Annotated in this window: 21 protein-coding genes; 8 read left to right on the top strand and 13 right to left on the bottom strand. The window is 32.3% G+C overall.

Annotated features, from left to right (window positions below):
- Positions 1-63: 63 nt before the first annotated feature.
- The 6 genes from ACHRV0_RS10135 to ACHRV0_RS10160 form a co-directional block, all read right to left on the bottom strand.
- Positions 64-810, bottom strand: a complete 747-nt coding sequence (locus tag ACHRV0_RS10135) for an acyl-[acyl-carrier-protein] thioesterase (RefSeq protein ID WP_395440765.1) — start codon at positions 808-810, stop codon at positions 64-66.
- Positions 811-1100: 290 nt separating this feature from the next.
- The gene (gene miaA, locus ACHRV0_RS10140) at positions 1101-2021 is read right to left on the bottom strand and encodes a tRNA (adenosine(37)-N6)-dimethylallyltransferase MiaA (protein WP_395440766.1); all 921 of its coding nucleotides are present in this window, start codon (positions 2019-2021) and stop codon (positions 1101-1103) included.
- A 155-nt stretch (positions 2022-2176) separates the two neighbouring features.
- A complete protein-coding gene (locus ACHRV0_RS10145) occupies positions 2177-3016 on the bottom strand; it encodes an ion transporter (protein WP_129024310.1) in 840 nt (279 codons plus the stop codon).
- Positions 3017-3045: 29 nt separating this feature from the next.
- The gene (locus ACHRV0_RS10150) at positions 3046-4407 is read right to left on the bottom strand and encodes an exonuclease domain-containing protein (protein ID WP_129024309.1); all 1362 of its coding nucleotides are present in this window, start codon (positions 4405-4407) and stop codon (positions 3046-3048) included.
- 234 nt (positions 4408-4641) lie between these two features.
- Positions 4642-4938, bottom strand: coding sequence for a putative quinol monooxygenase (locus tag ACHRV0_RS10155; RefSeq protein WP_370433715.1), 297 nt, complete (start codon positions 4936-4938; stop codon positions 4642-4644).
- A gap of 215 nt (positions 4939-5153) precedes the next feature.
- Positions 5154-5981: an S-adenosyl-l-methionine hydroxide adenosyltransferase family protein gene (locus ACHRV0_RS10160; protein WP_129024307.1), complete on the bottom strand. Its 828-nt coding sequence runs from the start codon at positions 5979-5981 to the stop codon at positions 5154-5156.
- A 280-nt stretch (positions 5982-6261) separates the two neighbouring features.
- Here ACHRV0_RS10160 and ACHRV0_RS10165 point away from each other — a divergent pair, with 280 nt between their 5' ends.
- The 6 genes from ACHRV0_RS10165 to ACHRV0_RS10190 all read left to right on the top strand — a co-directional run bounded on the left by ACHRV0_RS10165 (position 6262) and on the right by ACHRV0_RS10190 (position 12800).
- Positions 6262-7212, top strand: coding sequence for a PhoH family protein (locus tag ACHRV0_RS10165; protein WP_089055972.1), 951 nt, complete (start codon positions 6262-6264; stop codon positions 7210-7212).
- A 136-nt stretch (positions 7213-7348) separates the two neighbouring features.
- Positions 7349-7840, top strand: a complete 492-nt coding sequence (locus ACHRV0_RS10170; RefSeq protein WP_395440767.1) for a hypothetical protein — start codon at positions 7349-7351, stop codon at positions 7838-7840.
- Positions 7824-8186, top strand: coding sequence for a DUF1801 domain-containing protein (locus ACHRV0_RS10175; protein ID WP_395440768.1), 363 nt, complete (start codon positions 7824-7826; stop codon positions 8184-8186). The genes ACHRV0_RS10170 and ACHRV0_RS10175 overlap by 17 nt, the downstream gene beginning before the upstream one ends.
- 138 nt (positions 8187-8324) lie before the next feature.
- Positions 8325-9161: a Cof-type HAD-IIB family hydrolase gene (locus tag ACHRV0_RS10180; protein WP_395440769.1), complete on the top strand. Its 837-nt coding sequence runs from the start codon at positions 8325-8327 to the stop codon at positions 9159-9161.
- Between the two features lie 193 nt (positions 9162-9354).
- Positions 9355-11703, top strand: a complete 2349-nt coding sequence (locus tag ACHRV0_RS10185) for a prolyl oligopeptidase family serine peptidase (RefSeq protein WP_395440770.1) — start codon at positions 9355-9357, stop codon at positions 11701-11703.
- 143 nt (positions 11704-11846) lie between these two features.
- Positions 11847-12800 (top strand): phosphoribosylaminoimidazolesuccinocarboxamide synthase, encoded by a 954-nt coding sequence (locus ACHRV0_RS10190; protein WP_395440771.1) that lies wholly within the window; start codon positions 11847-11849, stop codon positions 12798-12800.
- Positions 12801-12927: 127 nt separating this feature from the next.
- Here ACHRV0_RS10190 and ACHRV0_RS10195 read toward each other — a convergent pair whose 3' ends face one another.
- The gene (locus ACHRV0_RS10195; protein WP_395440772.1) at positions 12928-13470 is read right to left on the bottom strand and encodes an SRPBCC family protein; all 543 of its coding nucleotides are present in this window, start codon (positions 13468-13470) and stop codon (positions 12928-12930) included.
- A gap of 349 nt (positions 13471-13819) precedes the next feature.
- On the opposite strand from ACHRV0_RS10195, the gene ACHRV0_RS10200 reads away from it, so the two are divergent.
- Entirely contained in the window at positions 13820-14200 is a 381-nt protein-coding gene (locus ACHRV0_RS10200; RefSeq protein ID WP_089055979.1) for an ankyrin repeat domain-containing protein, read from the top strand.
- Between the two features lie 163 nt (positions 14201-14363).
- Here ACHRV0_RS10200 and ACHRV0_RS10205 read toward each other — a convergent pair whose 3' ends face one another.
- From ACHRV0_RS10205 to ACHRV0_RS10230, 6 genes are all read right to left on the bottom strand, one after another.
- Positions 14364-17462 (bottom strand): efflux RND transporter permease subunit, encoded by a 3099-nt coding sequence (locus ACHRV0_RS10205; RefSeq protein ID WP_129024298.1) that lies wholly within the window; start codon positions 17460-17462, stop codon positions 14364-14366.
- A gap of 3 nt (positions 17463-17465) precedes the next feature.
- On the bottom strand, positions 17466-18551 hold the full coding sequence (locus ACHRV0_RS10210; protein ID WP_089055981.1) for an efflux RND transporter periplasmic adaptor subunit: 1086 nt from the start codon (positions 18549-18551) through the stop codon (positions 17466-17468).
- Positions 18552-18563: 12 nt separating this feature from the next.
- Positions 18564-19811 (bottom strand): TolC family protein, encoded by a 1248-nt coding sequence (locus tag ACHRV0_RS10215; RefSeq protein ID WP_395440773.1) that lies wholly within the window; start codon positions 19809-19811, stop codon positions 18564-18566.
- A gap of 87 nt (positions 19812-19898) precedes the next feature.
- A complete protein-coding gene (locus tag ACHRV0_RS10220) occupies positions 19899-21257 on the bottom strand; it encodes an ATP-binding protein (RefSeq protein WP_395440774.1) in 1359 nt (452 codons plus the stop codon).
- Positions 21254-21934 carry a response regulator transcription factor gene (locus ACHRV0_RS10225; RefSeq protein ID WP_089055984.1) on the bottom strand — a complete coding sequence of 227 codons (681 nt, stop codon included), beginning with the start codon at positions 21932-21934 and terminating at the stop codon, positions 21254-21256. The genes ACHRV0_RS10220 and ACHRV0_RS10225 overlap by 4 nt, the downstream gene beginning before the upstream one ends.
- A 68-nt stretch (positions 21935-22002) precedes the next feature.
- The gene (locus ACHRV0_RS10230) at positions 22003-23091 is read right to left on the bottom strand and encodes a M42 family metallopeptidase (protein ID WP_129057009.1); all 1089 of its coding nucleotides are present in this window, start codon (positions 23089-23091) and stop codon (positions 22003-22005) included.
- 81 nt (positions 23092-23172) lie between these two features.
- Here ACHRV0_RS10230 and ACHRV0_RS10235 point away from each other — a divergent pair, with 81 nt between their 5' ends.
- On the top strand, positions 23173-23856 hold the full coding sequence (locus ACHRV0_RS10235) for a DUF4294 domain-containing protein (protein WP_395440775.1): 684 nt from the start codon (positions 23173-23175) through the stop codon (positions 23854-23856).
- Positions 23857-24594 lie beyond the last annotated feature (738 nt).

The following is a 24594-nucleotide window of genomic DNA, read 5'->3' on the forward strand; positions in this document are numbered from 1 at the left end:
CCTTCGTCGAAATGACAATATTGCGGGAAAATAGGAGAAAGAAAACTTATTTATAAACTTGTTTTACTTCCAATGTAATTCCAACGCAAAACAGGTTTTGTCGCCTTTTGTAATGCTGAATGTTGCTGTAGTGTGATCGTCATCTTCGCTTTCATGAATCACAACATTATCTTTTAATGAAAGTTCTTTCATGAAATTCATTTCGAAGCTTTTTACTTCCTGTTTCATGATTCTTTTTGGGTCAACATGATCAAGACACCATTCGAGGTATTTTACGTTGTTTACGTGGTTTATAATGTCTAAATCAGATAAATAAACTATTTTTTCAAAAACGGCTTCTTTTTCGTGATTGATATTTATTTTAGAAAAGCCTTCTTCAGTTGCTCTATTTTCAGGAAATAATTCGAAATGTTCGTAAGGTAACGCTAAAGCTTCGGGGCGGCGTAATTGTGTATTAAAAACTGCCCAATAGGTTTCGCAGCCTACGATTTTCTTTCCGTTTACATACATTTCTAAAGCACGAACGGAGCGTGAGTTTTCCAGACTATTAATCCATGTTTTTACAGTTACTACATCTTGCCATTTTGGTAAAGCGTGAACTTCAACTCGCATTCGGCTTAAAACCCAAGCTTGGTGAAATTCCTGCATATCATAAAAGCTGATTCCTCCAATTTCAGAGTGTGCGGCAGCGGTTAATTGTAAAATATTACACAAATCGGTATATTTTAAGAAACCTGTTGGCGTACATTGTGTAAAATTGATTTCCCAGTCTTTACTTAAAACGGATGTAAAATTTGGAGATATTGGCATTTGATGTTTTTAGAGTTTAGATTGTTGATTTTAGATTCATCTTTCAGAGAATAGAAGAAAGATGAAAGAAAATAGATTTTAAATTTTAGATTTTTTGAAATATGCTGATATTATTTTAAAACTAATGAAAATAAAACCAAATACAATTATTCCGAAAACTATAAATTCTGTCGTGTTTAAATTTTTAAAATGCGGCTTTTCAATTTTTTCTTTTAATGCCAATGAAAATATGAAAGTTAGAGTCATTGTGCAAAAAAGAAAGAAAATATTTCCTATTAGTTTTAAAAACTTCATTTTGTTAAAGAATCTATATATATTATAATTTCTTTTCTATCTGTTGCGTAATCAAACCATTTTGTGTTTTCATTTCGTTTGAACCAAGTTAATTGCCTTTTGGAGAATCGTCGTGTATTTTTTTTGATTTCATCTATGGCAAAAGGCAAAGTGAATTCTCCATCAAAATAACTAAATAATTCTCTATAACCAACGGTTTGAAGTGCATTTAACGCTTTATTAGGATACAATTCTTTGGCTTCTTCTAGCAAACCTTCGTTCATCATAATATCAACACGCTGGTTGATTCGGTTGTAAATAACTTCTCTGTCTGCATCTAAACCAATTAAAATAGGAGTAAAGTCTCTATTGTTTTTTTTCTGATTTAGAAATGATGAATAGGGTTTTTGAGCTCCAATACAAACTTCTACAAAACGCATCATTCGCTGTGGATTTTGTAGTGTTTGTGGGTTCTCTATAGTTATTTTTTGATAATATTCAGGATCTAAATTTTTCAGTTGTTCTTGAAGATACTCAATTCCAAGTTTTTCATAGTTAGAATTTATTTGAGAACGAACTTGAGGATCGATTTCAGGAAATTCATCGAAACCTTTTAAAATGGCATCAACATATAAACCTGAACCGCCAATAAGAATGACAAAATCATTGGTTTGAAATAGTTCTTCAATTTTGGATAAAGCTTCTTTTTCGTAATCGCCTACGGTATAATTTTCGAAAATAGATTTATTTTGAATGAAATGATGTTGGGCAGCACTTAATTCTTCTTGATTAGGAACTGCGGTTCCAATGGTCATTTCTTTGAAAAACTGACGGCTGTCGCAAGAAACGATTTCGCATTTGAAATGTTGTGCCAAAGCAATACTTAAGGCTGTTTTGCCTATTGCTGTTGGTCCGACAATGGTAATTAGGTATTTCATATTATTTTTAGCCCGGATGGAAATGAAAACCCCGGACTTATGTTTGTTCGTTTTTTTGGGGATAAAAAAGCGACTTCAGAAGCTCTTTTTATGCCTTTAAAAAACAACAAAGATAAGGAGGAGTTGTAATGTACAGCCGGATCAGCTTCTTAAATTTAACTATTTGGCAATCGAGTTCCGCATTCGTAACAATATTTGGCGTTATCGAAGTGAACTTGCGATTGACATTTTTTGCATGTTTTTTTAGTGTTTACGGAACTGCTTTTTAGACTGCTTTTTGCAAATTCTGCGGTTACAATTCCTGTTGGAACAGCAATGATTCCGTAACCTAAAATCATTACAAATGCAGCGATAAACTGTCCTAAAGGAGATTGTGGCGAAATATCGCCGTACCCAACTGTTGTCAGGGTTACGATTGTCCAGTAAATTCCCATCGGAATACTTGTAAATCCTGATTCTTTGCCTTCGACCAAATACATAATTGTACCAATGATTACCGTGCTGATAAGTACAAAATAGATGAAAACTAAAATTTTCTCTTTGCTGGCTTCTATTGCGTCTTTAAGTTGGGCAGATTGATGCGATATTTGGGGAATATGCAATATTTTGAACAATCGGAAAAAACGCAGCGCTCTGACAACGGATAAAACACTTGCTCCGGGAAAAAATATTGATAAATACATAGGTAAAACGGCAAGTAAATCAATTACTCCGTAAAAGCTGAATACGTATCTAACTGGTTTTTGAATGGAGATGATTCTTAAGATATATTCTATTGTGAAAAATACTGTAATTATCCATTCGCAAATAAGCAGCTGGTTATGATATTTTTGGCTGATTCCTTCGACGGTATCAAGCATAATAAGTAGGACACTTAGTAATATCAATCCCAATAAAACCAAATCGAACATTCGTCCTAATATGGTATTAGTACCGTATAGAATGATTTTTATTCGTTCTCTGAATATTTCGTAGTTCGTTTTTTTGTTTTTCATATCAGCGAAGCTAATGATAGTTTCGAGCGTTAAAAATGAAGAATCTTGAGGTTCTTGTTTTTACGGATGTAGTTCTGTATAATATTTTTTACATCTCGATTGTGCTGCATTGGTATTAAAATATTCTTTAGAATTTCGATATTCGTAATTTGATAGTTTAGATCGTAATATGCATAACCTTTGTAGATGCCATTTTCGATTAAAACGGCACTTCTTTCATTTACATTTCGGCCTCTGTCTTTTAAAATCATGCTTTTATTCTCAAAACTATTTTCAGAGATAAACTGCTGCACTCGGGCATTGTAAACTTCTGGAGTAATTTCGCCAATACAAGCTCCGTCGCATTGTTTTATTTTATATTGAAAACACTCTTTTTTAGTTTGATAAAGTCCTGTCAGTTTTTGACACAAATGATATTTTTCGGTAAATCTAAAAAGAGCATTTTTCGCTTCTTGCAGGGTAACAAATGAAGTAATTTCTCGTTTGCGACCATCGGTTTTTTCAATTTTTAGATTAATATAGCCGTTAGAATCTTTCTCAGAATATAAGGCATATTGAAAAATTGTTTTGCGTTGAGCACGATTGTATCGAGGTCTGTTTATTTTTATTTCTTCGCTTTCTTTTAAAAGAGCAATTAATTCACTTCCGGTTTCATCGTATGTAATAGTAAAAACTTCGGCTTGAATTTTTTTACTTTTTGTTGTGATTCCTGTAAAATGCTGATTGATTCTTTTTCTAATGTTTTGACTTTTGCCAATGTATATTAAAGTCCCGCTTTCGTTGTAAATATAGTATACGCCGGTTTTAGCAGGCATTTGGTTTAATAGATCTAGAAATTTTGGTGCAATTCCTTTTTCTACTTCCAGCTTTATAAAATCTTTTACGATTGTTTTTTCTAAGTCTTTTTCTAAAAGCATTTTAAACAGCTTTGTAGTTGCCATTGCGTCTCCGCTGGCGCGATGTCTGTCTGCCATTGGAATTCCAAGAGCGCGCACTAGTTTTCCTAAACTGTATGAAGGCTGTTCTGGAATTAGTTTTTTTGCAAGTTCAACAGTACAAAGTGTTTTTGCTTGAAAGTCATAACCCAGACGTCTAAATTCTGTGCGTAAAATACGGTAATCGAACGATGCATTGTGAGCGACAATAATGCAGTCTGAAGTTATTTCGATGATTCGCTTGGCAACTTCAAAAAATTTTGGAGCTGATTGCAACATAGCGTTATTGATTCCAGTTAATTTAACCACAAATGGCTGAATTGGAATTTCGGGATTAATTAGGCTGATAAACTGATCAACTACTTCATGACCATCAAATTTATAGATGGCAATTTCAGTAATTCCTTCTTCATTAAACTGGCCTCCGGTAGTTTCTATGTCTAGTATTGCGTACATTCTTAAATGTCAATGGTCAATGAATAAAAATGAAAATCAAATAATTTGTTTTTTTATCCTTTAAAAAGAACTTTAAAAACGGTTGGTTTATTTGCTTCTGTATTCTCTTTTATTAGAGAATATCTATTCTTTAATTATAATATTTTTTCAGGTTTCAAGATAGAAAATAGTACTCGAAAAACCATTCTTTTTTTTAAAATTATTGTAAGTTTAAAATTGAAAATCGAATTTAAACTAAATTAAAGTCACAATTTTGTCGACGCTCCAAGCTTCTGGTTTGGCATTGAATAGTTTTTTTGTAAAAGTCCAGACACTGCTAAAAAGTTCAGATTGTCGATAATTTTCTAAATCGCTTTCTGTTTCCCAATAACTATAGGTAAAAAAGATACATTTATCGTTTTTATCTTGATACAATTCTAAAAAACGATTTCCTTCCGCATTGCGTATTTTGTCTTTAACAGATTCAAAATTCTCTAGAAAATCAGAGATTTTGTCTTCATGAAAACTCATTTTTACTATTCTGACAAACATGTATTCAAATTTTAGATTGTTGTTTTTTAGATTTATTGAAAATCTGAAAGCTTATAGGTGGGCAAAAATACCAAAAGGGATTGTTCTTTTTAGGAAAAAGTAAAATATTATAAAATCATAGTTTTTTACAATATTGTCATTTCTGATAAAAAACAACAGAAGTCTTCGCGTAAATTTACTTAATCAGCAAAATCGTTGTGTAATTTGATATATAATCAAGAAAACACAATAGTAATTACATCGCGATAATTCAATCCTAATAAACTATTTGCTGAACCTACTTTTGATGGATTACTTCTAAAAATGGCTATTTCGAGAAATCCTGCTTCATTAAAAATAGCTAGTTTTTCGCCTTCATAGGTCTTTATAGGATATTTGTCTGAAGTTGCAATATCTGAATAATTGGGCAGAATTGTTTTGATACTTTTTGGTTTCATGACGATCTCGTATGGGCGTCCGCGTGAAACTTCTAAAAATTGTTTTTTAGAGATATTGGTAACGACATTTCCAAAATGATCGATATAAATAACATATCCTTTCAGTGTATTTCCATCGGCAGATACAATTGCCTGTAATTCGGTTACTTCTTTAACAGCAGGGATTTCCTTGCCAATAACGTTTAGTAATCCGCCTTTTGCTATGTGGCAGGCAACTTGTATAAAAACATCTAAATCAGTATATTCCGTTGGGAAACGATCGTGAATATTAATAGCTACAATTTTCTGCGGAACGATTTTTTGCGTAAGCATGCTTAAAATTCCATTATCTGCACAGATAAAGAAATGATCGTTCCATTGCATGGCTATATGCTGGTTTTCTTTGTTGCGTTCAATATCAACACCAATCAAGTGAACGGTGCCTTTTGGAAAGCTTAAATACGATGCTCCAATTATATAACTTGCTTCGGCAGTGTTAAATGGATCAATATCGTGCGAAATGTCAATGATTTTTGCCTCAGAAAGCTCTGAAAGTATTTTACCCTTCAGCGAACCAACAAAGTGGTCTTTTAAGCCGTAATCAGTAGTAAGGGTAATTATTGACATCATTTTGTTTATAACTATTGGTAGTATTTAAATCTAATTTTCATTAAATTTGAGAAATGCAAATCTAAGAATAGTAAAAACAAATTGAAAGAAAGAAAAGACAAATTGTAATAAAATATATAGAGTCTCAATTTTCAGTTTCAGTTTTCAGTCTTTTAACAAAAAGTTATTTTAATTGGTATTTAAAAGTACAGGTACAGCTGAAAACCATAACATAAAAAAATACCCGACAGCAATAGATTTACAAAACAAATTTATTTTTAATTTAAATTTATCTCCTTTGAACGAAAGAATTATCGAGCTAATAGACATCGCTCCAAAAGACTTTTGGGGCGCGCAGGATTCTCATCTTGAAATTATTAAAAAGTATTACCCAAAGCTTAAAATCGTAGCGCGAGGGACCACTTTGAAAGCCTTTGGCGAAAAAGAAGTTTTAGATGAATTCGAAAAGAGATTTCAGAGGCTTATGCTTCATTTTACCAGATACAACAACATTGATGATAATGTAATTGAACGCGTAATTATGAGTGATGGTCAGGATGAAAAAAAAGCATACGATCATGACAAAATATTAGTTCACGGAGTTGGCGGTAAAATAATTAAAGCCATGACGCCAAATCAGCAATTGCTGGTGGATACGATCAAAAAAAATGATATGGTTTTTGCCATTGGTCCAGCTGGAACAGGTAAAACATATACGGGTGTTGCAATGGCGGTAAAAGCGCTTAAAGACAAAGAAGTAAAAAGGATAATTTTGACTCGTCCGGCGGTAGAAGCAGGTGAAAATCTTGGTTTTTTACCCGGCGATATGAAAGAAAAACTGGATCCTTACATGCAGCCGCTTTATGATGCTTTGCGCGATATGTTACCCAATGAAAAACTCGAAGATTACATTTTAAAAGGAATTATTCAGATTGCGCCTTTAGCTTTTATGCGCGGACGAACGCTTGATAATGCCTTTGTAATTTTAGACGAGGCGCAGAATACGACGCATTCACAAATGAAGATGTTTTTGACTCGTATGGGAAAAAACGCTAAGTTTATGATTACGGGAGATCCTGGGCAGGTCGATTTACCGCGACGCACTATTTCGGGACTTAAAGAAGCGATTTTGGTTCTGAAAGATATTGACGGAATTGGAATTATCTACTTGGATGATAAAGATATCGTTCGACACAGATTAGTGAAAAAGGTAATCGATGCTTACAAGCAAATAGAAAATCACGATTAAGTTTAATTTTTGTGAAATGTTAAATGTAAATCGTAAAGTGTGTTTTAACATTTATTGATATTCGTTTTATTCATAATTCTAATTAATTTAGAAGTGAGTAAAACGAATATTTTTTTGAATTTCAAATAAGTTATGAATGAAATGTAAAGAATTTAGTCTCTTATTGTTTATCTGTTTGATTTCGTGTAAAAAATCAGAAAGTCTGCCTAGTAAATTTATCGGAACTTGGTATGATACAGAGTATATAGTTCCAGGAAAATCGAGTATTAAAATAAATGCAGATAGTACTTTTGATTATGGAAGTGCAGGTTGCGATTGGAGAGTTTTTTCTATAGGAAAATGGAAAATTGTTGGAGATTCGATCGAATTAAATAGCACAAAAATAGATACTTGTTATATAGCCTTCCCTTTTGCTGATTGTATTTTTTTTGATAGACAAGAAAAAAAAACTTTGCTAACAATTCCTAATTGCGAACCTAATGAATTGAAAAGTTTTTGTCTTTTTTCAAAGGAAAAATTTTATCTTAAAAATGATTCTTTAATTTTCAAAGTAAAGCCAGAATCAAAATGTAGTGACACTTTGAAAATTGTTTTTGCTAAAACTCAAAAAAATGAAAGAACTAGATGATTTCTACCTAAACCAAGAAGAACCCATAAAAGGGGCATTTCTAGCATTAAAAGAAATCATCTTAAAACAAGACAAAGACATTACGCACGTTCTAAAATACGGAATGCCTTTTTTCTGCTATAAAGGAAAAATGTTCTGCTACTTATGGAAGCATAAAAAGAATAAGCAACCCTACATAGGAATTGTAGAAGGAAAACATTTTGATGAACCTTTTTTGCTTCAGGAAAAACGGTCGAGAATGAAAATTATGATGCTTAATTCGGATGAAGATTTGCCTTTGGAGCAGATTGAATCAGTAATTCAGAAAGCTTTAAATTTATATAAAACGGGTATTATTAAAGTTTAAATGCTTAAATAGTATTATTTAACGAAATAGTTAAATAAATAATAAACTTACCTTATTTTGGGCTTTAGAACCCTTTAAACTTTGTGTGGCTGGGCTTAAAGCCGTAAATTTGCACATCATAAATATTTGATTATTAATATGACAAATCTTAAAAATATAAAAGTTGTAGTAAGTGATTTAGATGGAACTTTACTCAATCCTCAACACCGAATTTCAGATTATACAAAATCAATTTTTCAAGAACTTCACAATCAAAATTATCTTATTGTAGTGGCTACAGGGCGTCATCATCTTGATGCAATGGCAATTATCGAAACTCTTGAAGTTCCTGTTTATTTAGTAAGTTCAAATGGAGCTAGAATTCATTCGCCGGAAAAGGAAGAACTTTTTGCTTTTGATTTAGAAAGCGATGTAGTTAAAGCAGCCTTAAATGTTGAAATCGACCCTGAAATTACAGTAGTTTTATTCAAAGAAAATGTTTGGCAGACTAATAGAGTAAATGAAAGGTTAAATGCTTTTCAGGCTGAATTGAAATATCGTCCTGAATTGGTTGATTACAAAATTCTTGAAGATTTTAGCGCAATTAAAATTTTCTTTTCATGTGACAATCACGAAAAATTAGTGGCATTAAAAGATGCTGTTTTGGCTAATTCTTCAGATAATCTTCATCATGCTTTTAGTTTGCCTACTTGCTTAGAGTTTATGGATAAATCTGTAGACAAAGCTGTTGCAATCGAAAAAGTTCTAGAAAAAGAAGGCTTTACTTTAGATCAGGCAGTTGCATTTGGTGATGGTTTTAACGACGTACAAATGTTGGCAGCAGCCGGAAAAGGATTAATTATGGGCAACGCTCCAGCTTTATTAAAAGAGACATTGCCTAATTTAGAAGTGATAACTGCAAATGCCGAAGATGGTGTGGCAAAGTATATTGCTTCAAAAATATTGAATAAAGAATTTGCTGCAAACGAAGCGTAATTATTAAAATAGATATACAAGGTTTAGAATTTTGAATTTTAGACTTTTGATAAAAATAAGATCCTTGAAGGTAATTCTTCAAGGATTTTATTGTTAAATGGATATTATGTAGAAGATTTTGCAAGGAAATTACAAAAATGTTTTTTTAGTAATTTTCAACGTGTATTTTTGTTTTCTCATAAAAACTAATACCATGACAAAAAACATTTTTATTGCTGCCTTTCTAATTTTTTCAGTAAAAGGATATAACCAAACATTGAAATTAGAGGAAATAATGAAGGGCGAATCTTTTATAGGAAATCAACCCACAAACGGACGCTGGTCTTTAGATAGCAAAAAAGTTTATTTTGATTGGAATCCAACTAATGATTTAGGCGCAAGTACTTATTCTTGGCAAAAAGGAGCTGCAAAGCCAGTTTTGGTTGAACCAAAGGAAGCCGCTTTTTCTAAACTTGATTTTAAAAGAAAACCGGGATCAGATTTAGTTTATTATTTAGATAGCGGAAGATTGTTTTCGTACTCTATTGCTTCAAAAACAACAAAAAAAATCTATCAGCAAAATGCACCAATTTCAAATCTTGAATTAGGCAGCGAATCTGGAATAGTATTTTTTGAGCAAAATGATAATATTTTTAAATACAATGCAAAAGAGGGAAGTGTTTTGCAAATTACCAATTTTAGTAAAGGAGAGAAAAAAAGTAAAACACCTGAGAAAGATTCTTTCTTAAAAACACAACAGAAAGAATTATTTCAGTTTATTAGAGATGCTGAAGCAAAAAAACAGTGGAATCTAGCCAAAAACAAAGCTGTTAAATCTGATTTTGCTAAAGAGTATTTTTATGGAAAGGATAATTTTTACAATCTAAAAGCGAATCCAAACGGGAATTTTGCAACGTTTTGTTTAGTAGAAGAAGCAGATGTTAAAAAAGAAAAAATGGAAGTTTTTGTAACTAGTGACGGTTATAACCAATCACCTGAGACAAAGGAAAAAGTATCTACGGCAAATTTGGTTAAAACAAAATTCGGAATTTATTCTGTTGCTAAGGATTCTGTTTATTTTGTCGATTTTTCAAAATTGAGCCACATTCATGATGTTCCTAAATATTATGAATCGTACGATAACTTGAAAAGCAAGGCAAAAGAGGATAAGTTAATTGTGGCTCAGGCTCCAGTTTACAACGAAAACGGTTCAATTGGAATTGTTGAAATCAGAAGCCAAGATAACAAAGATAGATGGCTGGTGAGTTTAAATCTTGAGAATGGAACATTTAAAGAAATTGAGCATCAGCATGACGAAGCTTGGATTGCAGGACCAGGAATACCATCTTATTCTTTTGATTCTGGAATTTTAGGTTTCTTAGCAGATAATGAAACGCTGTATTTCCAATCTGAAGTAACAGGATATTCACATTTATACACTTATAATTTTAAATCGAATAAAAAAACACAGCTTACAAGCGGCAATTGGGAAGTTCGCGATGTGACACTGTCTAACGATAAAAAAACATTTTATTTAACAACCAATACCACACATCCAGGAAATAGGAATTATTATAAACTAGCTGCTTCTGGCGGTGCTTTAGAGCCTGTTTTAACTAAAGATGGAGCGCATGAAGTAGTAGTTTCACCAGATGAAAAAACGCTGCTAGTACGTTATTCATATAAAAATATTCCATGGGATTTATACATCGCTGATAACAAAAAAAATACTTCACTGCAACAGATTACTTCTTCGGTTTCTGAAAGTTTCAAAAATTATAAATGGAGAGAGCCTGAAGTTGTAACTTTTAAAGCACAAGACGGAACTCCTGTATACGCTAGATTATATACGCCAAAAACGGAAACTTCGAATAAAGCTGCGGTTATTTTTGTTCATGGTGCAGGATATTTGCAAAATGCTCATAATTATTGGAGTAATTATTATAGAGAGTATATGTTTCATAATATGCTGACTGATTTAGGTTATACCGTTCTAGATATTGATTATAGAGGAAGTGATGGTTATGGAAGGGATTTTAGAACTGGAATTTATCGTTTTATGGGCGGAAAAGATTTGACCGATCAATTGGATGGTAAAAAATATTTGGTAGAGAAGTACGGAATTGATGCGGATAGAGTTGGTATTTACGGCGGGTCTTATGGAGGTTTTATTACTTTAATGGGAATGCTTACTACTCCTGGCGAATTTGCTTCAGGCGCAGCTTTACGTTCGGTTACAGATTGGGCACATTACAATCACGGATATACAGGGAATATTTTGAATTTCCCAGAAACAGATCCAGTTGCTTACAAAAAAAGCTCTCCTATTTATTTTGCAGATAATTTAAAAGGAAACTTAGTGATGCTTCACGGAATGGTTGATGATAATGTAGAGTACAAAGATATTGTTCGTTTGTCACAACGTTTTATAGAGTTGGAGAAAAAGAATTGGACATTAGCCTCTTTCCCTGTTGAAGCACACGGATTTAAGGAAACTTATTCTTGGATAGATGAGTACAGCAGAATTCTGAATTTATTCAATTCGACTTTGCTGAAGAAATAATTGTTTAGTTTTTGGTTTATGGTTGTTAGTGTGAAAATCACCAACCATCAACCAAAAACCATCAACTACAAACAATAAACATTTGCTTGCTCTTTTATTTAGTTTTAAATTTGCATTCATAAAAAACAACACAACTTAGGATAATGAGTAATACAATCACAACTACAAATTTTAATTTTCCGAATCAAAAGTCAGTTTACCGCGGAAAAGTTAGAGAAGTTTATAATATCAACGACGAGCTTTTGGTAATGGTCGCAACAGATAGACTTTCGGCTTTTGATGTGGTTTTGCCAAAAGGGATTCCATACAAAGGACAAATTTTGAATCAAATTGCAACAAAATTTATGGAGCTTACAGCTGATATTGTTCCAAATTGGTTAATTGCTACTCCAGATCCAAATGTTGCTGTTGGACATTTATGCGAACCTTTTAAAGTTGAAATGGTTATTCGTGGTTATGTTTCTGGTCATGCTGCACGTGAATATGCTGCAGGAAGAAGACAAATTTGCGGTGTAACAATGGCCGAAGGTTTGAAAGAAAATGACAAATTTCCTGAGCCAATTATTACGCCAACTACAAAAGCTGATAACGGTTCACATGATGAAGATATTTCTCGTGAGGATATTTTATCTAAAGGAATTGTTTCTGAAGAAGATTATTTGGTTTTAGAAAAATATACACGAGCGTTATTTCAAAGAGGAACCGAAATTGCGGCTTCTCGCGGTTTGATTTTAGTAGATACAAAATACGAATTCGGAAAAACAAAAGACGGAGTTATTGTTTTAATTGATGAAATTCATACACCAGATTCTTCTCGTTATTTTTATGCTGATGGATACCAGGAAAGACAAGATAAAGGGGAGGAGCAAAAACAATTATCTAAAGAGTTTGTTCGTCGCTGGTTGATTGAAAATGGTTTTCAAGGACAAGAAGGGCAACAGATTCCTGATATGACAGAGGCTTATATTGAATCAGTTTCTGAAAGATATATCGAATTATACGAAAATATTTTGGGAGAAAAATTTGTTAAAGCTGATATCGACAATATTGATCAGCGTATTAATAAAAATGTATTAGATTATCTAAGTAATAAATAATAAGTCAAAGGTTTTTAATTTATTTTTAAACCAGGCTTCTCAAACTAAAAATGCCTTGCAGATTTATGATCGCAAGGCATTTTTTATATTTTAAAAGACTATTTTTCTACGAAATTAGAATTAGATTTTATTTTTGTTCCATTTGATCTTTTAAATTTTCAAGACCTTTTTGCAAATCGTTTCCAATCATTTGATCCATTTTCATCATTGGCAGCATTATATTCATAGGAAAAGGAATAACACCATTGACTCCCCATTTTACTTTAGTTTGATTTCCGCCCAAACTTTCGGTTGACATGAAACCATTGGCGGTGTCATCCATTGGCTCTTTAAAACGAAGTGCAAATTCAAGACGTGAGTTAGGAATAATTTTGGTTATTTCCTGTTCTCCAACACCAACTTCTTTAACTTTACTTTCCCATGCTGAAATTGCACCGACTGTTCCATCAACACCTTTAAAAGTTGATTTCATTTTTGGGTCAATGTTTGCCCAGACACTAAATCGATTTTGATTTTTTAGATATTTCACATAATTAAAAACGGTATCAACAGGTTTGTTGATCGTAATTTCTCTTTCGACCGCATAATTTTTTGGCATGAAGTAAGCTGCAATTAGTACAATAGAAAAAACTAAAATTAAGATAACCAGAATTTTTTTGATAAGTCCCATAATCTTTGGTTTAGATAGTTAATTACTTTTTTGAAAATTAGTTAAATAATAAGCATTAATGATTGTAAAGTTATAAAAGTAAAACGCTGTATTTTAACACGTTTAATTTTTTTTGAAGATTTTTTTTATAAAATTTCATTTTTAGTGTAACATTTTTGTAATCTCTGCGTCTATATAAGTGTAGGCAAATAAGTTTAATAACAATTAGATTAAATTTATAAGCCTTTCATTAACTGAATGTTAGTAATTTGTTAAAACATATTACCTTGTAATACATAATACATAAAATTACTTACATTTACATAGAATTTAAAAATCATCAATATCAATCAATTAACAATCAATCATTATGAAAAATTCAATCATTTATTTAGGAGTTGCTTTAGTAGCGTTTGCCAATGTTTCAATGGCATCAAATCAAACATCACTTGTAAAACCACAAATGGAAATTACAAAAATTTTCTCTTCGCCATTAAATGTGGCAGTTAGTAAAGGAGATCTTGCATTTGTAAAAAAACTTATTGAGTACGGAGCAGATGTAAACGAAATGTCTGAAGATTTATCACCTTTAATGACAGCAGCACGCTATAACAAAGCTGAAATTATGAAAGTTTTAATAGCAAATGGAGCTCGCATAAACGAAAAAAATGAAAAAGGTTATACAGCATTAAAATATGCTGAATTATCAAATGCGACAGATGCTATCGCTATTTTGAAAGAAGCAAAATAAACATTTGTTCTAAAAGTTTAAAGAGTTTGAGTTAGTAAATGAAACGACCTTCCTGAGCAGAAGGTCGTTTTTTTTTGTACCTAGAAATCAAAAAAGCATCATTAAAAATGATGCTTTTTCTTTTTGAACGTATTTAATTAACCACTAATTAATTTTAAAATCTTTATTCGATAGGCGCATGTTTTCTGCGATTAAAAATCCAGAATAAGATAGGGAAGACCAACAGCGTTAGAATTGTTGCTGTAACTAATCCTCCAATAATTACAATCGCAAGAGGTTTTTGAGATTCAGATCCAATTCCAGTTGAGATTGCAGCTGGCATTAAACCAATTGATGCCATTAATGCTGTCATAATTACCGCTCTTGTTCGTGCTTTTACACCTCTAAAAATCGATTCTTCGAGTGAGAATTTTGCCTTGATATTGTGATGAAATTCAGATATTAAGATTACTCCATTCTGAATACAAATTCCGAGTAAAGCGATAAATCCAACTCCGGCAGAAATTCCGAAATTCATACCTGTAAGATGCAAAGCAATAATTCCTCCAATTACGGCAAAGGGAACATTTGCCAATACAAGCAGTGAGTCTTTTAGATTTCCAAACAAAATAAACAGCAGTACAAATATTCCAATTAAACTTATTGGTACAACTTGCGCTAAACGTGCACTTGCACGAACTTGATTTTCAAATTCGCCAGTCCAGCCAGTTGTATAACCAGTTGGCATTTTTACTTCGGCTACTTTCTTTTGTGCTTCTGCAATTGTACTTCCTAAATCTCGATCTCTCACAGAAAATTTAACTCCTATAAAACGTTTTGTATTATCTCTATAGATAAAAGCAGGTCCTGTAATCGTTTTAATGTCGCAGATTTCTTTCAATGGAATTTTTACACCGTTTATAGTTGGAACTTTTAATTCGGCTAAATCTTCTTCGTCTTTTCGATACTCTTTAGAAAAACGTACTCGAACATCAAATTTCTTCTCATCTTCATATTTTTCTGTTGCCGTTTTTCCTCCAAAAGCTAATTCTAAAACAGCTTGAGCATCACTTAAAGTTACGCCATATGCTGCCATTTTTTCGCGATCTAAAACGACGCTTATTTCTGGCTGACCTACATTTCGCAGAATTCCAACATCTTTGATTCCTGGAATGTCTTTAATTTTTGCTAAAACCTGATTAGAAAGCTCGTCAAGTTTATCTAAATCATCTCCATAAATTTTCACCGCATTCGAAGCTTTAAAACCAGCGACAGATTCTGCTACGTTGTCAATAACAGGCTGCGAATAGTTATAGGTAATTCCTTGGTGAACTTTTAGTTTCTCGTCCATTTCATTAATTAAATCATCCATTGTAATTTTTCGCTTCCATTCGGCTTTTGGTTTTAAATCAACTTGTAGCTGAATAAATCCAAAACCATTAGGATCTGTTCCGTCATTGCTTCGACCTGTTTGCGACAGTACTTTTTTAACTTCAGGAAAAGTTTCTAGATCTTTTCTTATCATTGCAGCAGTTTTTACACTTTCTGGTAATGATGTGCTCATTGGTAATTCGGCAGTTACCCATAAAGCACCCTCATTTAATTGAGGTAGAAATTCAGTTCCTAAAAAAGTAGCTGAAAAAAATGTAGCAGCAATAATTCCTATTGATAGAACTAATGTTTTTACTTTGTGTTTAAATGTCCATGCAAATCCTTTACCTACAATTCTATCCCAAAAGTTCACAAACGGATTATTCTTTTCTTTTACATTTTTGTTCAGTAAAATATGAGATAAAACTGGAACTAAAGTCAGCGTGAAAAGTAATGCCCCCATTAAAGCAAAACCTAATGTATAGGCTAGAGGAGAGAACATTTTTCCTTCTACTTTCTGGAAAGAGAATATTGGAAGTAAAGCTGTAATAATTATTAATTTAGAGAAAAAGATGGCTTTACCCATTTCAGTTCCCGTTTTCTTAATAATGCTTCCTTTGGCAATTTTATTATACGCAGTCATTCCTAATTGATGCGCACGGTGGTCTAACACTACAAACAATCCTTCAACCATTACCACCGCGCCATCAATAATTATCCCAAAATCGACCGCTCCCAAACTCAGCAGGTTGGCACTCATTCCCATCATTTTTAGACATAAAAAGGCAAACAATAAGGAAAGCGGAATTACAATTGAAACCGTAAAAGTTGTTCGCCAATCGGCCATAAAAAGAAATACAACACAAGTAACAAGTATGATTCCTTCAAATAAATTATGCATTACCGTTTCGGTAGTGAAATTCATTAAATTATCACGATCATAGAAAGTTTCTATCTTTATATCTTTAGGAAGTACATTTTCATTTAAATCCTTTATTTTGTCTTTAATTAAGGCTAGTGTTTCTTGTGCATTTTCACCTTTTCGCATTACAATAATACCTTCAACAGCATCATCATTTTTGCCTATACCGGTTTGACCAACTCTAGGCATCGCACTTTCGTAAACAGATGCTACATTTTTTACCAAAATAGGATTTCCTCCAGCGTCGTCGACAATTATGTTTTCGATATCAGAAATAGATTTTAGTAAACCAACTCCTCGAACTACAAATGCCTGTCCGTTTTTTTCAATAATGTCTCCTCCAACATTCAAGTTTCCTGCATTTACAGCATTGTAAACTTGAAGTGGTGTAATGTTGTATTTTGCCAGTTTTATAGGATCAACACCAACTTCATACGTTTTATCTTGACCTCCAAAAACATTTAAATCGGCAACACCTGGAACTGCACGCAATTGTTTATCAATTATCCAGTTTTGGTAGGTTAGTAATTCACGGCTGTCTCTGCTGTCGCTTTTTACAATATATCTAAAAATTTCTCCAGTTGGTCCATACGGAGGTTGAACATCAGGTTCAACATCATCGGGAAGTTTTACATTTTTAAGTAGATTGTTTACTTGAAAACGAGCGAAAGTATCATCTACACCATCATCAAAAATAATTTTGATAACAGATAAACCAAACATTGTAATACTTCGTACACTAGTCTTTTTTTGAACCGAGTTCATCGAAATTTCGATAGGCGAAGTCACAAAACGTTCAACTTCTTCGGCACTTTTTCCATTCCACTGTGTGATGATAATAATCTGCGTATTGGTTACATCAGGAAAAGCATCAATTGGCATATTTTTGAAGGAAATAAATCCTGCAACGGCCAGTACTCCCACCCAAAAAAAGGTAAATGCTTTGTTCTTAAGAGAGAAAGCAATAATGTTTCTTATGAATTTGTTCATGTCTTAATCGTTTAATGCGCGATAAATAAATAACTGATTATTAGTAATGACCTTTTCATTTTCCTTTAAACCGCTTGAGATGTAAGTTGTATCGCCTACGACTCTAAAAACTTCAACTTGTCTGGTTTCAATATTATGACGATCTTTAAATATCATAACAAAGTTTTTACTTTTATCAAAAACAATGGCATCACTAGGAATTGCTATCATTGATTTATCCTCATTAAAAGATAATTTTATGTTTGCATTCATATCAGGTTTTAGCAAAAATCCTGGATTTTGAAGTTTTATTCGCGCCTGCATCGCCTTAGTTTGCGGATCAATTACATTGAATATTTTATCTACTTTACCTTTAAAGATTTTATCAGGATAACTTAAAGTTGTAACGCTGGCATCGATACCTAGTTTTACTTTATTAATATCAATCTCGTTGATATTTGCCATTGCCCAAACTTCACTGATTTCTGCAATGTCAAAAATGTTTTCAGAGCGGTCAGATCTTAAAAGCATATCTTGATTAATGCTTTTTTGAATAATAAAACCACTAATTGGAGCAGTTACTTCGTAAATTGAACCTGCTTTTATATTATAGATTTTATAAGTTTCTTGAATTTTACTTAGTTGCGATTGTGCTTTGTTAACTTCTGATTTTGCTTGAAGTACGTCACTTTCAGAATTTAACTTTCCGTCAAATAATTCCTGCGCCACCTTTAAATTGTTTTTAGCGACTAATAAATCACTTTTAGCATCTATAGATTGCTTTTCAAAATCAGCTACATCAGTACTTTTTATAATAGCCAAAACTTGTCCTTTATGTACATAGTCACCAAGCTCTACATTAACTTTGATTACATTACCGCCAACAAGAGGGTAAACATCTATCATTTTATTATTGTCGGCCGTAATTTTTCCATAAAAGCTTAATTCATTTTTTACAATTTGAGTCGTTGCAGTTGCAGTGCTTGTGGTTTTAAGCATGCTGTCGCTTAGAGCAAATGAAGAATTTGTTTGAGGATTCTCTACTTCCTTTTTGCAGCTTGTCAGTGATAAACTAACAATTGCAATTCCTATAATTAGTGTATGTTTCATTATTATTTAGTTTTAGAATAAATCCTTGTTGATTGTACTGTTTAATTCTTCTCCAGATAGGGCTAGTTTTTTCTTTAGTTCGTTAACTTGAAGATTTGCTTGATTGTAGCTTTCCATAAAATCCGTAAATTCTAATAAGCTGATATTTCTTTTCTGAAAATTGGCTAAAATTCCGTTGTAAACAGCTTCAAAATCGGAGTTAACAGTTGGTTTAATTACAGTATAATTTTTTCTAGATTCATTCCATTTATTCCAAGCCGATGTAATTTCAGTTTGCAGTTGCAGATCAAAATTTTGCTTTTCTACTTTTGACTGCGCCAGAATGGTTTGCGCGTATTTAATGTTTCCTTTGTTTTTGTTCCAAAGTGGGAGCGGAATTCCAATTGATAGATTTGCTTCTTTTTCAAAAGCGCCGCTTCGTTGATCATAGTTTGCACCTAAAGTGATGTCAGGAATAGAAAGTGATTTTTGCCATTTGACATTTAATTCATTTGCTTCAATTTCTTTTTGCTGAGCTAAATAATCAGGACGGTTTGCAATTGCTTCATCTTGAAAAGATTTTAAATCAAATGGTATTGTTTTTAAGTATTTATTGAAATCATCTTTTGAAACATTTGGAATAATAGTTTCAGTTTCGTTTAATAGCAATTTTAAGTTCGCTTGCTCTTCAATACTATTATTTACAACTTCCATTCTTTCATTCTTAAAGTTTAAATAAAGTGATTGTAAACGAACAAGATCTTTTAATGCAATATTTCCTTTTTGTACTTGTACAGAATATGAATTGATTAAGTCTTCAATATGTGCAAGCTGATTATCTGTCGTTTCAAGGCTTTTTGTATTGTAGTAAACAGTGTAAAAACTTTTACGCAGCTGCAGCTTTAATGTTCGAAGCAAATCGTTGAATTGGAGTTCTGCTAATTGTTCATTAGTTTTTGCCAGTTTTACTTCATTGCGTTTTTTTCCGCCCAAGTAAATTAACTGTTCTATACCAAATGCTTTTTGACCATCTTTTCCTATATCAAAATACTGATTCCTTTCAGGATTATAAGCATTTAATTCCGCAGTAATAGTTGGGTTGTCCCAAATTTTTGCCTGGATGGTCAGTGCTTTCGAGGCATCGATATTGTATTGAGATGCCAATAAAAAAAGGTTCTTTGTAAGAAATTGGCTTTCACAGTCTTGAAGAGTAACTGTTTTCTGAGCCACAATTACTTGATTGAAGAATGCAAGTAACAGCAATGCATATAGTTTTTTCATTGTATCAAATTTATTTTATACAAATATGCTATCAGTAGACTTTAAGACACCTTAAAATCTACCTTAAAAATACCTTAAAATAAATTATTAATGAAAAATTAATCGAAATAAATTCATGTTTTCGTCTGTAACACTGTAAGTTATGCTTGATTGGTGCAAGTTTAAGATACGGTTTACAATGCGTAAACCAAGTCCGAATCCTGTTGTTCCTTTTGAATTTTCCCCGCGCATAAAAGGTTGAAAAAGATTTTTCTGCTCATTCTCAGTCAGCGTTTTTCCAGTGTTTGAAATCGAAATAACTAGAGAATCGCCTACTGTACTTATTTTTACTTTTGCCTGTTTGTTATCCGAATAAACACAGGCATTTTTTAAAACATTGCTTATCGCAATTTCTAAAAGGTTTTTATTTCCCTTAATTTCCAATGCAGAATCTAAGTTTTCGCTTTCTTCCATTTCAAAAAGAATAACAAAGTCAGGAAAGCTTTTGTTTAGATTTTCAATTGCCGAAAACAAAATTTCATCTAAACGATGAGTTTCATTATTTTCCTGATTTTTGGTATCAATTTTAGAAAGAGTAAGTAATGAAGTAATTAACTCTGTCAGTTGATTTACATCTGATAAAATTGTTTTTAAGAAGCTTTTATTTTCAGGAGTTGTTTTAGGATCTGCAACTACATTTTCTATTTGAGATGTAATTCTAGATAATGGCGTTCTAAGTTCATGCGATGCGTGCGCAGTAAACTCTTTTTGTTTTTGATAAGAAATTTCAATTCGATCCATCATGAAATTAAATTCATTGGCAATTAAATCAATTTCATTTTTATTACTTTTTGATTTTATGCGAGTATCGAGATTGTTCTCGTTGATGTTTTTTATTTTTTGATGAAATAAACCTAACGGATTCATCGCTTTTTTAACCATAAAAGAGGTTAATACCCAGCAAAGACAAGTAAAGAAGATATAAGATATAACTAAGGTATATCGTAAAAAAAGCAATTTTCGTTTACCGTAATCATCTGTTGCTGATATTAGAGCGTAAAAATCTTTATCTTTAGTATCATAGAAAACACCGTATACCTCATAGTCCCCTTGTTGTTTAAAGAAGGTTTTATGCTTTTTAAGATATTTTAAATCATCAACAGACCAATTAATTTTAGCGTCATCAATACTGCTGTAAATGAGTTTAAATTGCGAATCAAATACCAGTGTTTTTTCGTCATACAGTTTATTTATAGAATTTTGATCGATCATTTTTAAAAGTTGGTCATCAACTTCTTTAACATTAACCAATAACTTAATGTTTGAAAGCGCTTTTATTTCTAGTCGATCTCTAAATTCTTCTTTTCTAAAATTAGAATATAAAACAAATATCACAGTTGAAGCCAATCCAAAAAGGATTGTAAACAACAAGCTTACTAAAAGTGATATTCTGTTTTTTAAAGTCATTCTTGATTGCTTAAATAGTACCCGTAACCAATTTTAGTTCGTATAAGTTTTACTTCATGATCCTTATCGATTTTCTTACGCAGAAAATTGATGTAAACTTCAATCGTGTTTTGATTCGTTTCTATATGATAATCCCATAATTTTTCGGCAATAAACTGCTTTGATAATACTTTACCTTTAGCATGAGCTAGAATTAGAATCAGATTAAATTCTTTCGGAGTCAGTTTAATTTCTTCTCCAGCACGAAAAACTTTCATTTCATCTTCTTGAATTTCTAAATCTTCAATAAGAATTTTTTGTTCTGTTTGCTGCGGAATTTCCTTTCGTCTTAATAAAGAGGAAATTCTCGCGTATAATTCTTCAAAATGAAAAGGTTTTACCAGATAATCATCAGCACCATTGTCAAAAGAAGCTAATTTATCTTCAATTTCACTAAATGCCGTAAGCATTATTATTGGTGTTTTTTTATCAACCTCACGAATACCTTTGCAAACCTCAATTCCATTTGTTCCTGGAACATTTATATCAAGAATGATTAAATCATATTCATAAGGGAAATATTTTTTAAGAAGTAAAGTTCCGTCATAGAATGGAAAACACTCGATTTTTTTTGTGGCGAAAAATGCTGAAATTTCTTTAGATAAAGTAAAATCGTCTTCGAGTAGTAAAATTTTCATGATGTTTTTTAAGTATTAGTCAATTTGGCTGCTTTTGAAGCAACCAAATTGACATTTTGTAGGTTCTCTTATTTAAAATAAGAAAAAGTTTCATTGTTTTCAATCTTCAATATTGAAGCGTAAATCAGCTGAATTACATTTTCTACATCTTCTCTGTGCACCATTTCTACAGTTGTATGCATATAACGTAAAGGCAGTGAGATTAATGCAGATGCTACACCGCCGTTACTGTATGCAAATGCATCAGTATCCGTTCCTGTAGCTCTTGAAGTTGCATGACGTTGAAAAGGAATTTTACATTCCTCAGCCGTATCAACAATTAAGTCACGTAATTTATTTTGAACTGCTGGAGCGTAAGCAATAACAGGACCTTTACCCATTTTTAGATCTCCCTCAACTTTTTTGTCAATCATTGGAGTAGTAGTATCATGGCAAACATCAGTTACAATTGCAACATTTGGTTTAATAGTTTGGGCAATCATTTCAGCACCACGCAAACCGATTTCTTCTTGAACAGAATTTACAATATACAATCCAAAAGGAAGTGTTTTTTTGTTTTCATGCAATAAACGAGCAACTTCGGCAATCATAAAGCCGCCCATTCTATTATCGATCGCTCTGCAGACAAATTTATTTTCATTTAAAACCATAAATTCATCAGGATACGTTATTACGCAGCCAACATGAACGCCCATCGCTTCGACTTCTTCTTTTGTTTCACAGCCTAAGTCAATAAAAATGTTGCTTAATTTTGGAATTTCTTCCTTGTCTCGTAAACGAGTATGAATTGCCGGCCAGCCAAAAACACCCTTTACAATTCCTTTTTTAGTATGAATATTAACTCTTTTCGATGGCGCAATTTGATGATCAGAACCACCATTTCTAATTACATATAATAAACCATCATCAGTAATATAATTTACATACCATGAAATTTCATCAGCATGTCCTTCAATAACAACTTTAAAAGGAGCATCAGGGTTAATAACTCCAACTGCTGTGCCATATGTATCAGTTATAAAAGTGTCTACATATGGTTTTAAATAATTCATCCAAAGCTTTTGTCCTTCACTTTCGTAACCCGTCGGAGAAGCATTATTTAGATAACTTTCTAAGAAAGAAAGAGAGGCATCATTTAAGATAGATTTTGTACTCATAAAAATATTTTTGCGCTAATTTATAAATTTGGTATTAGAGTTGTATATAAATATATAATTTTACATTTAAATTAAGACTCCATGAGATTTACCTGCAGTATTTTATTTTTATTAATGATTTCGTTTTCCAGTATTGCACAAGTTACTCCGAAAGAAAATCAAGAAATGGGTTATATATTAACCGAGAAAGATTCTATTCTTAACGATACAATACAACTACCTGAAATTATTGTTTCAAAAGGTCAAAAATTAAGTCCCGAAGAGCAAAAGCAATTTCAGATTCTTCAGAATAGAGTTTATAAAGTTTACCCCTATGCAAAATTAGCATCAGATAGACTAACTGCATTAAATAAAGGTATGGCTCGTTTGAGTAGCAATCGCGAAAAGAAAAAGTATTTTAAGATTGTTGAGGACTATCTTAATAATGAATTTGAAGACAGGTTAAAGAAGTTATCCAGAAAGCAAGGTCAGATTCTTGTAAAATTGATTCATCGCCAAACTGGGATAACAACCTATGAGCTGATAAAGACATTAAAAAGTGGTTTCAAAGCATTTGTGTCAAATACAACTGCGAATTTATTTGATATAAGCTTGAAAACCGAGTATAAGCCATATGGAGTAAATGAAGACTATCTAATAGAAACAATTCTGGTTCGTGCTTTTGAATCTGGACGTTTGCTGAATCAAACACCAGCTAATCCTGTAAATTATGATAATTTGATGGAGCATTGGGAAGCCAAAGCAAAAGCAGTCAATAAAAACTAATACTATTATATATAGTAATCACAGCCCGGCAGGTTTTCGAAACCTGCCGGGTTTGTTTTTTGTATACATATATATGTATAGGATTAATCAAATTCTAATTTTCTTGTAAAGATGCACCGCAGTGCGTCTAATGTATAAGATAGATAAAATTGAAAATTTGATTTAAATGATCAGAATTGGGATTTGGAATTTTAGTATGTATAAGGAGCTAAATCCCGCTATCCGCTGCAATCTTTTGCTTTTTAAAGGAAAAAGCAAAAGGATTTCCGCTGCTATCGGGGCTAGGGCATCCGTTTTCATAAGAGATAAAATTAAAAACTCAGCATCTTGGCGACTCTGTTAGGTCAAAAAGAGCAGAAAATAAGACTTTTCGGCTTGGCACCTTCGCGGCAAAATAAAGAAAGTGCAGTGAAACGAGGAAAAGCCTCACAAGTATTGAAAAAAAGTTGATCTGTAAATAATCTGTTATCAGTGAGTTAAGAAAAAGATTGAAAAAAGAGTAAAAAAAGGCGGTTAAAAAGCTTGTTTAACTGAATAAAGGTGGTACTTTTGCACCCGCAACAGCGATAAACGTTCACCGAAATACTGACAAGAGTTTTAATTATTGAGAAAAGAAATTTTCAAAAAAAAGATTAGAAAAAGCTTGTGAGAATGGAAAACGGATATTACATTTGCACCCCGCAAAATGCGGAAAGTTATTTGAAAGACTGGTAAGGAAAATGAGAAAAAGGGAACGAA

Source organism: Flavobacterium sp. FlaQc-30 (assembly GCF_044005885.1).
Classification (GTDB): Bacteria; Bacteroidota; Bacteroidia; order Flavobacteriales; family Flavobacteriaceae; genus Flavobacterium.

What these genes read in the sequence shown, in the direction of transcription:
- ACHRV0_RS10135 (WP_395440765.1), bottom strand. Translation starts at nt 810, where the DNA reads ATGCCAATATCTCCAAATTTTACATCCGTTTTAAGTAAAGACTGGGAA.
- miaA (WP_395440766.1), bottom strand. Translation starts at nt 2,021, where the DNA reads ATGAAATACCTAATTACCATTGTCGGACCAACAGCAATAGGCAAAACA.
- ACHRV0_RS10145 (WP_129024310.1), bottom strand. Translation starts at nt 3,016, where the DNA reads ATGAAAAACAAAAAAACGAACTACGAAATATTCAGAGAACGAATAAAA.
- ACHRV0_RS10150 (WP_129024309.1), bottom strand. Translation starts at nt 4,407, where the DNA reads ATGTACGCAATACTAGACATAGAAACTACCGGAGGCCAGTTTAATGAA.
- ACHRV0_RS10155 (WP_370433715.1), bottom strand. Translation starts at nt 4,938, where the DNA reads ATGTTTGTCAGAATAGTAAAAATGAGTTTTCATGAAGACAAAATCTCT.
- ACHRV0_RS10160 (WP_129024307.1), bottom strand. Translation starts at nt 5,981, where the DNA reads ATGTCAATAATTACCCTTACTACTGATTACGGCTTAAAAGACCACTTT.
- ACHRV0_RS10170 (WP_395440767.1), top strand. Translation starts at nt 7,349, where the DNA reads ATGAAATGTAAAGAATTTAGTCTCTTATTGTTTATCTGTTTGATTTCG.
- ACHRV0_RS10175 (WP_395440768.1), top strand. Translation starts at nt 7,824, where the DNA reads ATGAAAGAACTAGATGATTTCTACCTAAACCAAGAAGAACCCATAAAA.
- ACHRV0_RS10180 (WP_395440769.1), top strand. Translation starts at nt 8,325, where the DNA reads ATGACAAATCTTAAAAATATAAAAGTTGTAGTAAGTGATTTAGATGGA.
- ACHRV0_RS10185 (WP_395440770.1), top strand. Translation starts at nt 9,355, where the DNA reads ATGACAAAAAACATTTTTATTGCTGCCTTTCTAATTTTTTCAGTAAAA.
- ACHRV0_RS10190 (WP_395440771.1), top strand. Translation starts at nt 11,847, where the DNA reads ATGAGTAATACAATCACAACTACAAATTTTAATTTTCCGAATCAAAAG.
- ACHRV0_RS10195 (WP_395440772.1), bottom strand. Translation starts at nt 13,470, where the DNA reads ATGGGACTTATCAAAAAAATTCTGGTTATCTTAATTTTAGTTTTTTCT.
- ACHRV0_RS10200 (WP_089055979.1), top strand. Translation starts at nt 13,820, where the DNA reads ATGAAAAATTCAATCATTTATTTAGGAGTTGCTTTAGTAGCGTTTGCC.
- ACHRV0_RS10205 (WP_129024298.1), bottom strand. Translation starts at nt 17,462, where the DNA reads ATGAACAAATTCATAAGAAACATTATTGCTTTCTCTCTTAAGAACAAA.
- ACHRV0_RS10210 (WP_089055981.1), bottom strand. Translation starts at nt 18,551, where the DNA reads ATGAAACATACACTAATTATAGGAATTGCAATTGTTAGTTTATCACTG.
- ACHRV0_RS10215 (WP_395440773.1), bottom strand. Translation starts at nt 19,811, where the DNA reads ATGAAAAAACTATATGCATTGCTGTTACTTGCATTCTTCAATCAAGTA.
- ACHRV0_RS10220 (WP_395440774.1), bottom strand. Translation starts at nt 21,257, where the DNA reads ATGACTTTAAAAAACAGAATATCACTTTTAGTAAGCTTGTTGTTTACA.
- ACHRV0_RS10225 (WP_089055984.1), bottom strand. Translation starts at nt 21,934, where the DNA reads ATGAAAATTTTACTACTCGAAGACGATTTTACTTTATCTAAAGAAATT.
- ACHRV0_RS10230 (WP_129057009.1), bottom strand. Translation starts at nt 23,091, where the DNA reads ATGAGTACAAAATCTATCTTAAATGATGCCTCTCTTTCTTTCTTAGAA.
- ACHRV0_RS10235 (WP_395440775.1), top strand. Translation starts at nt 23,173, where the DNA reads ATGAGATTTACCTGCAGTATTTTATTTTTATTAATGATTTCGTTTTCC.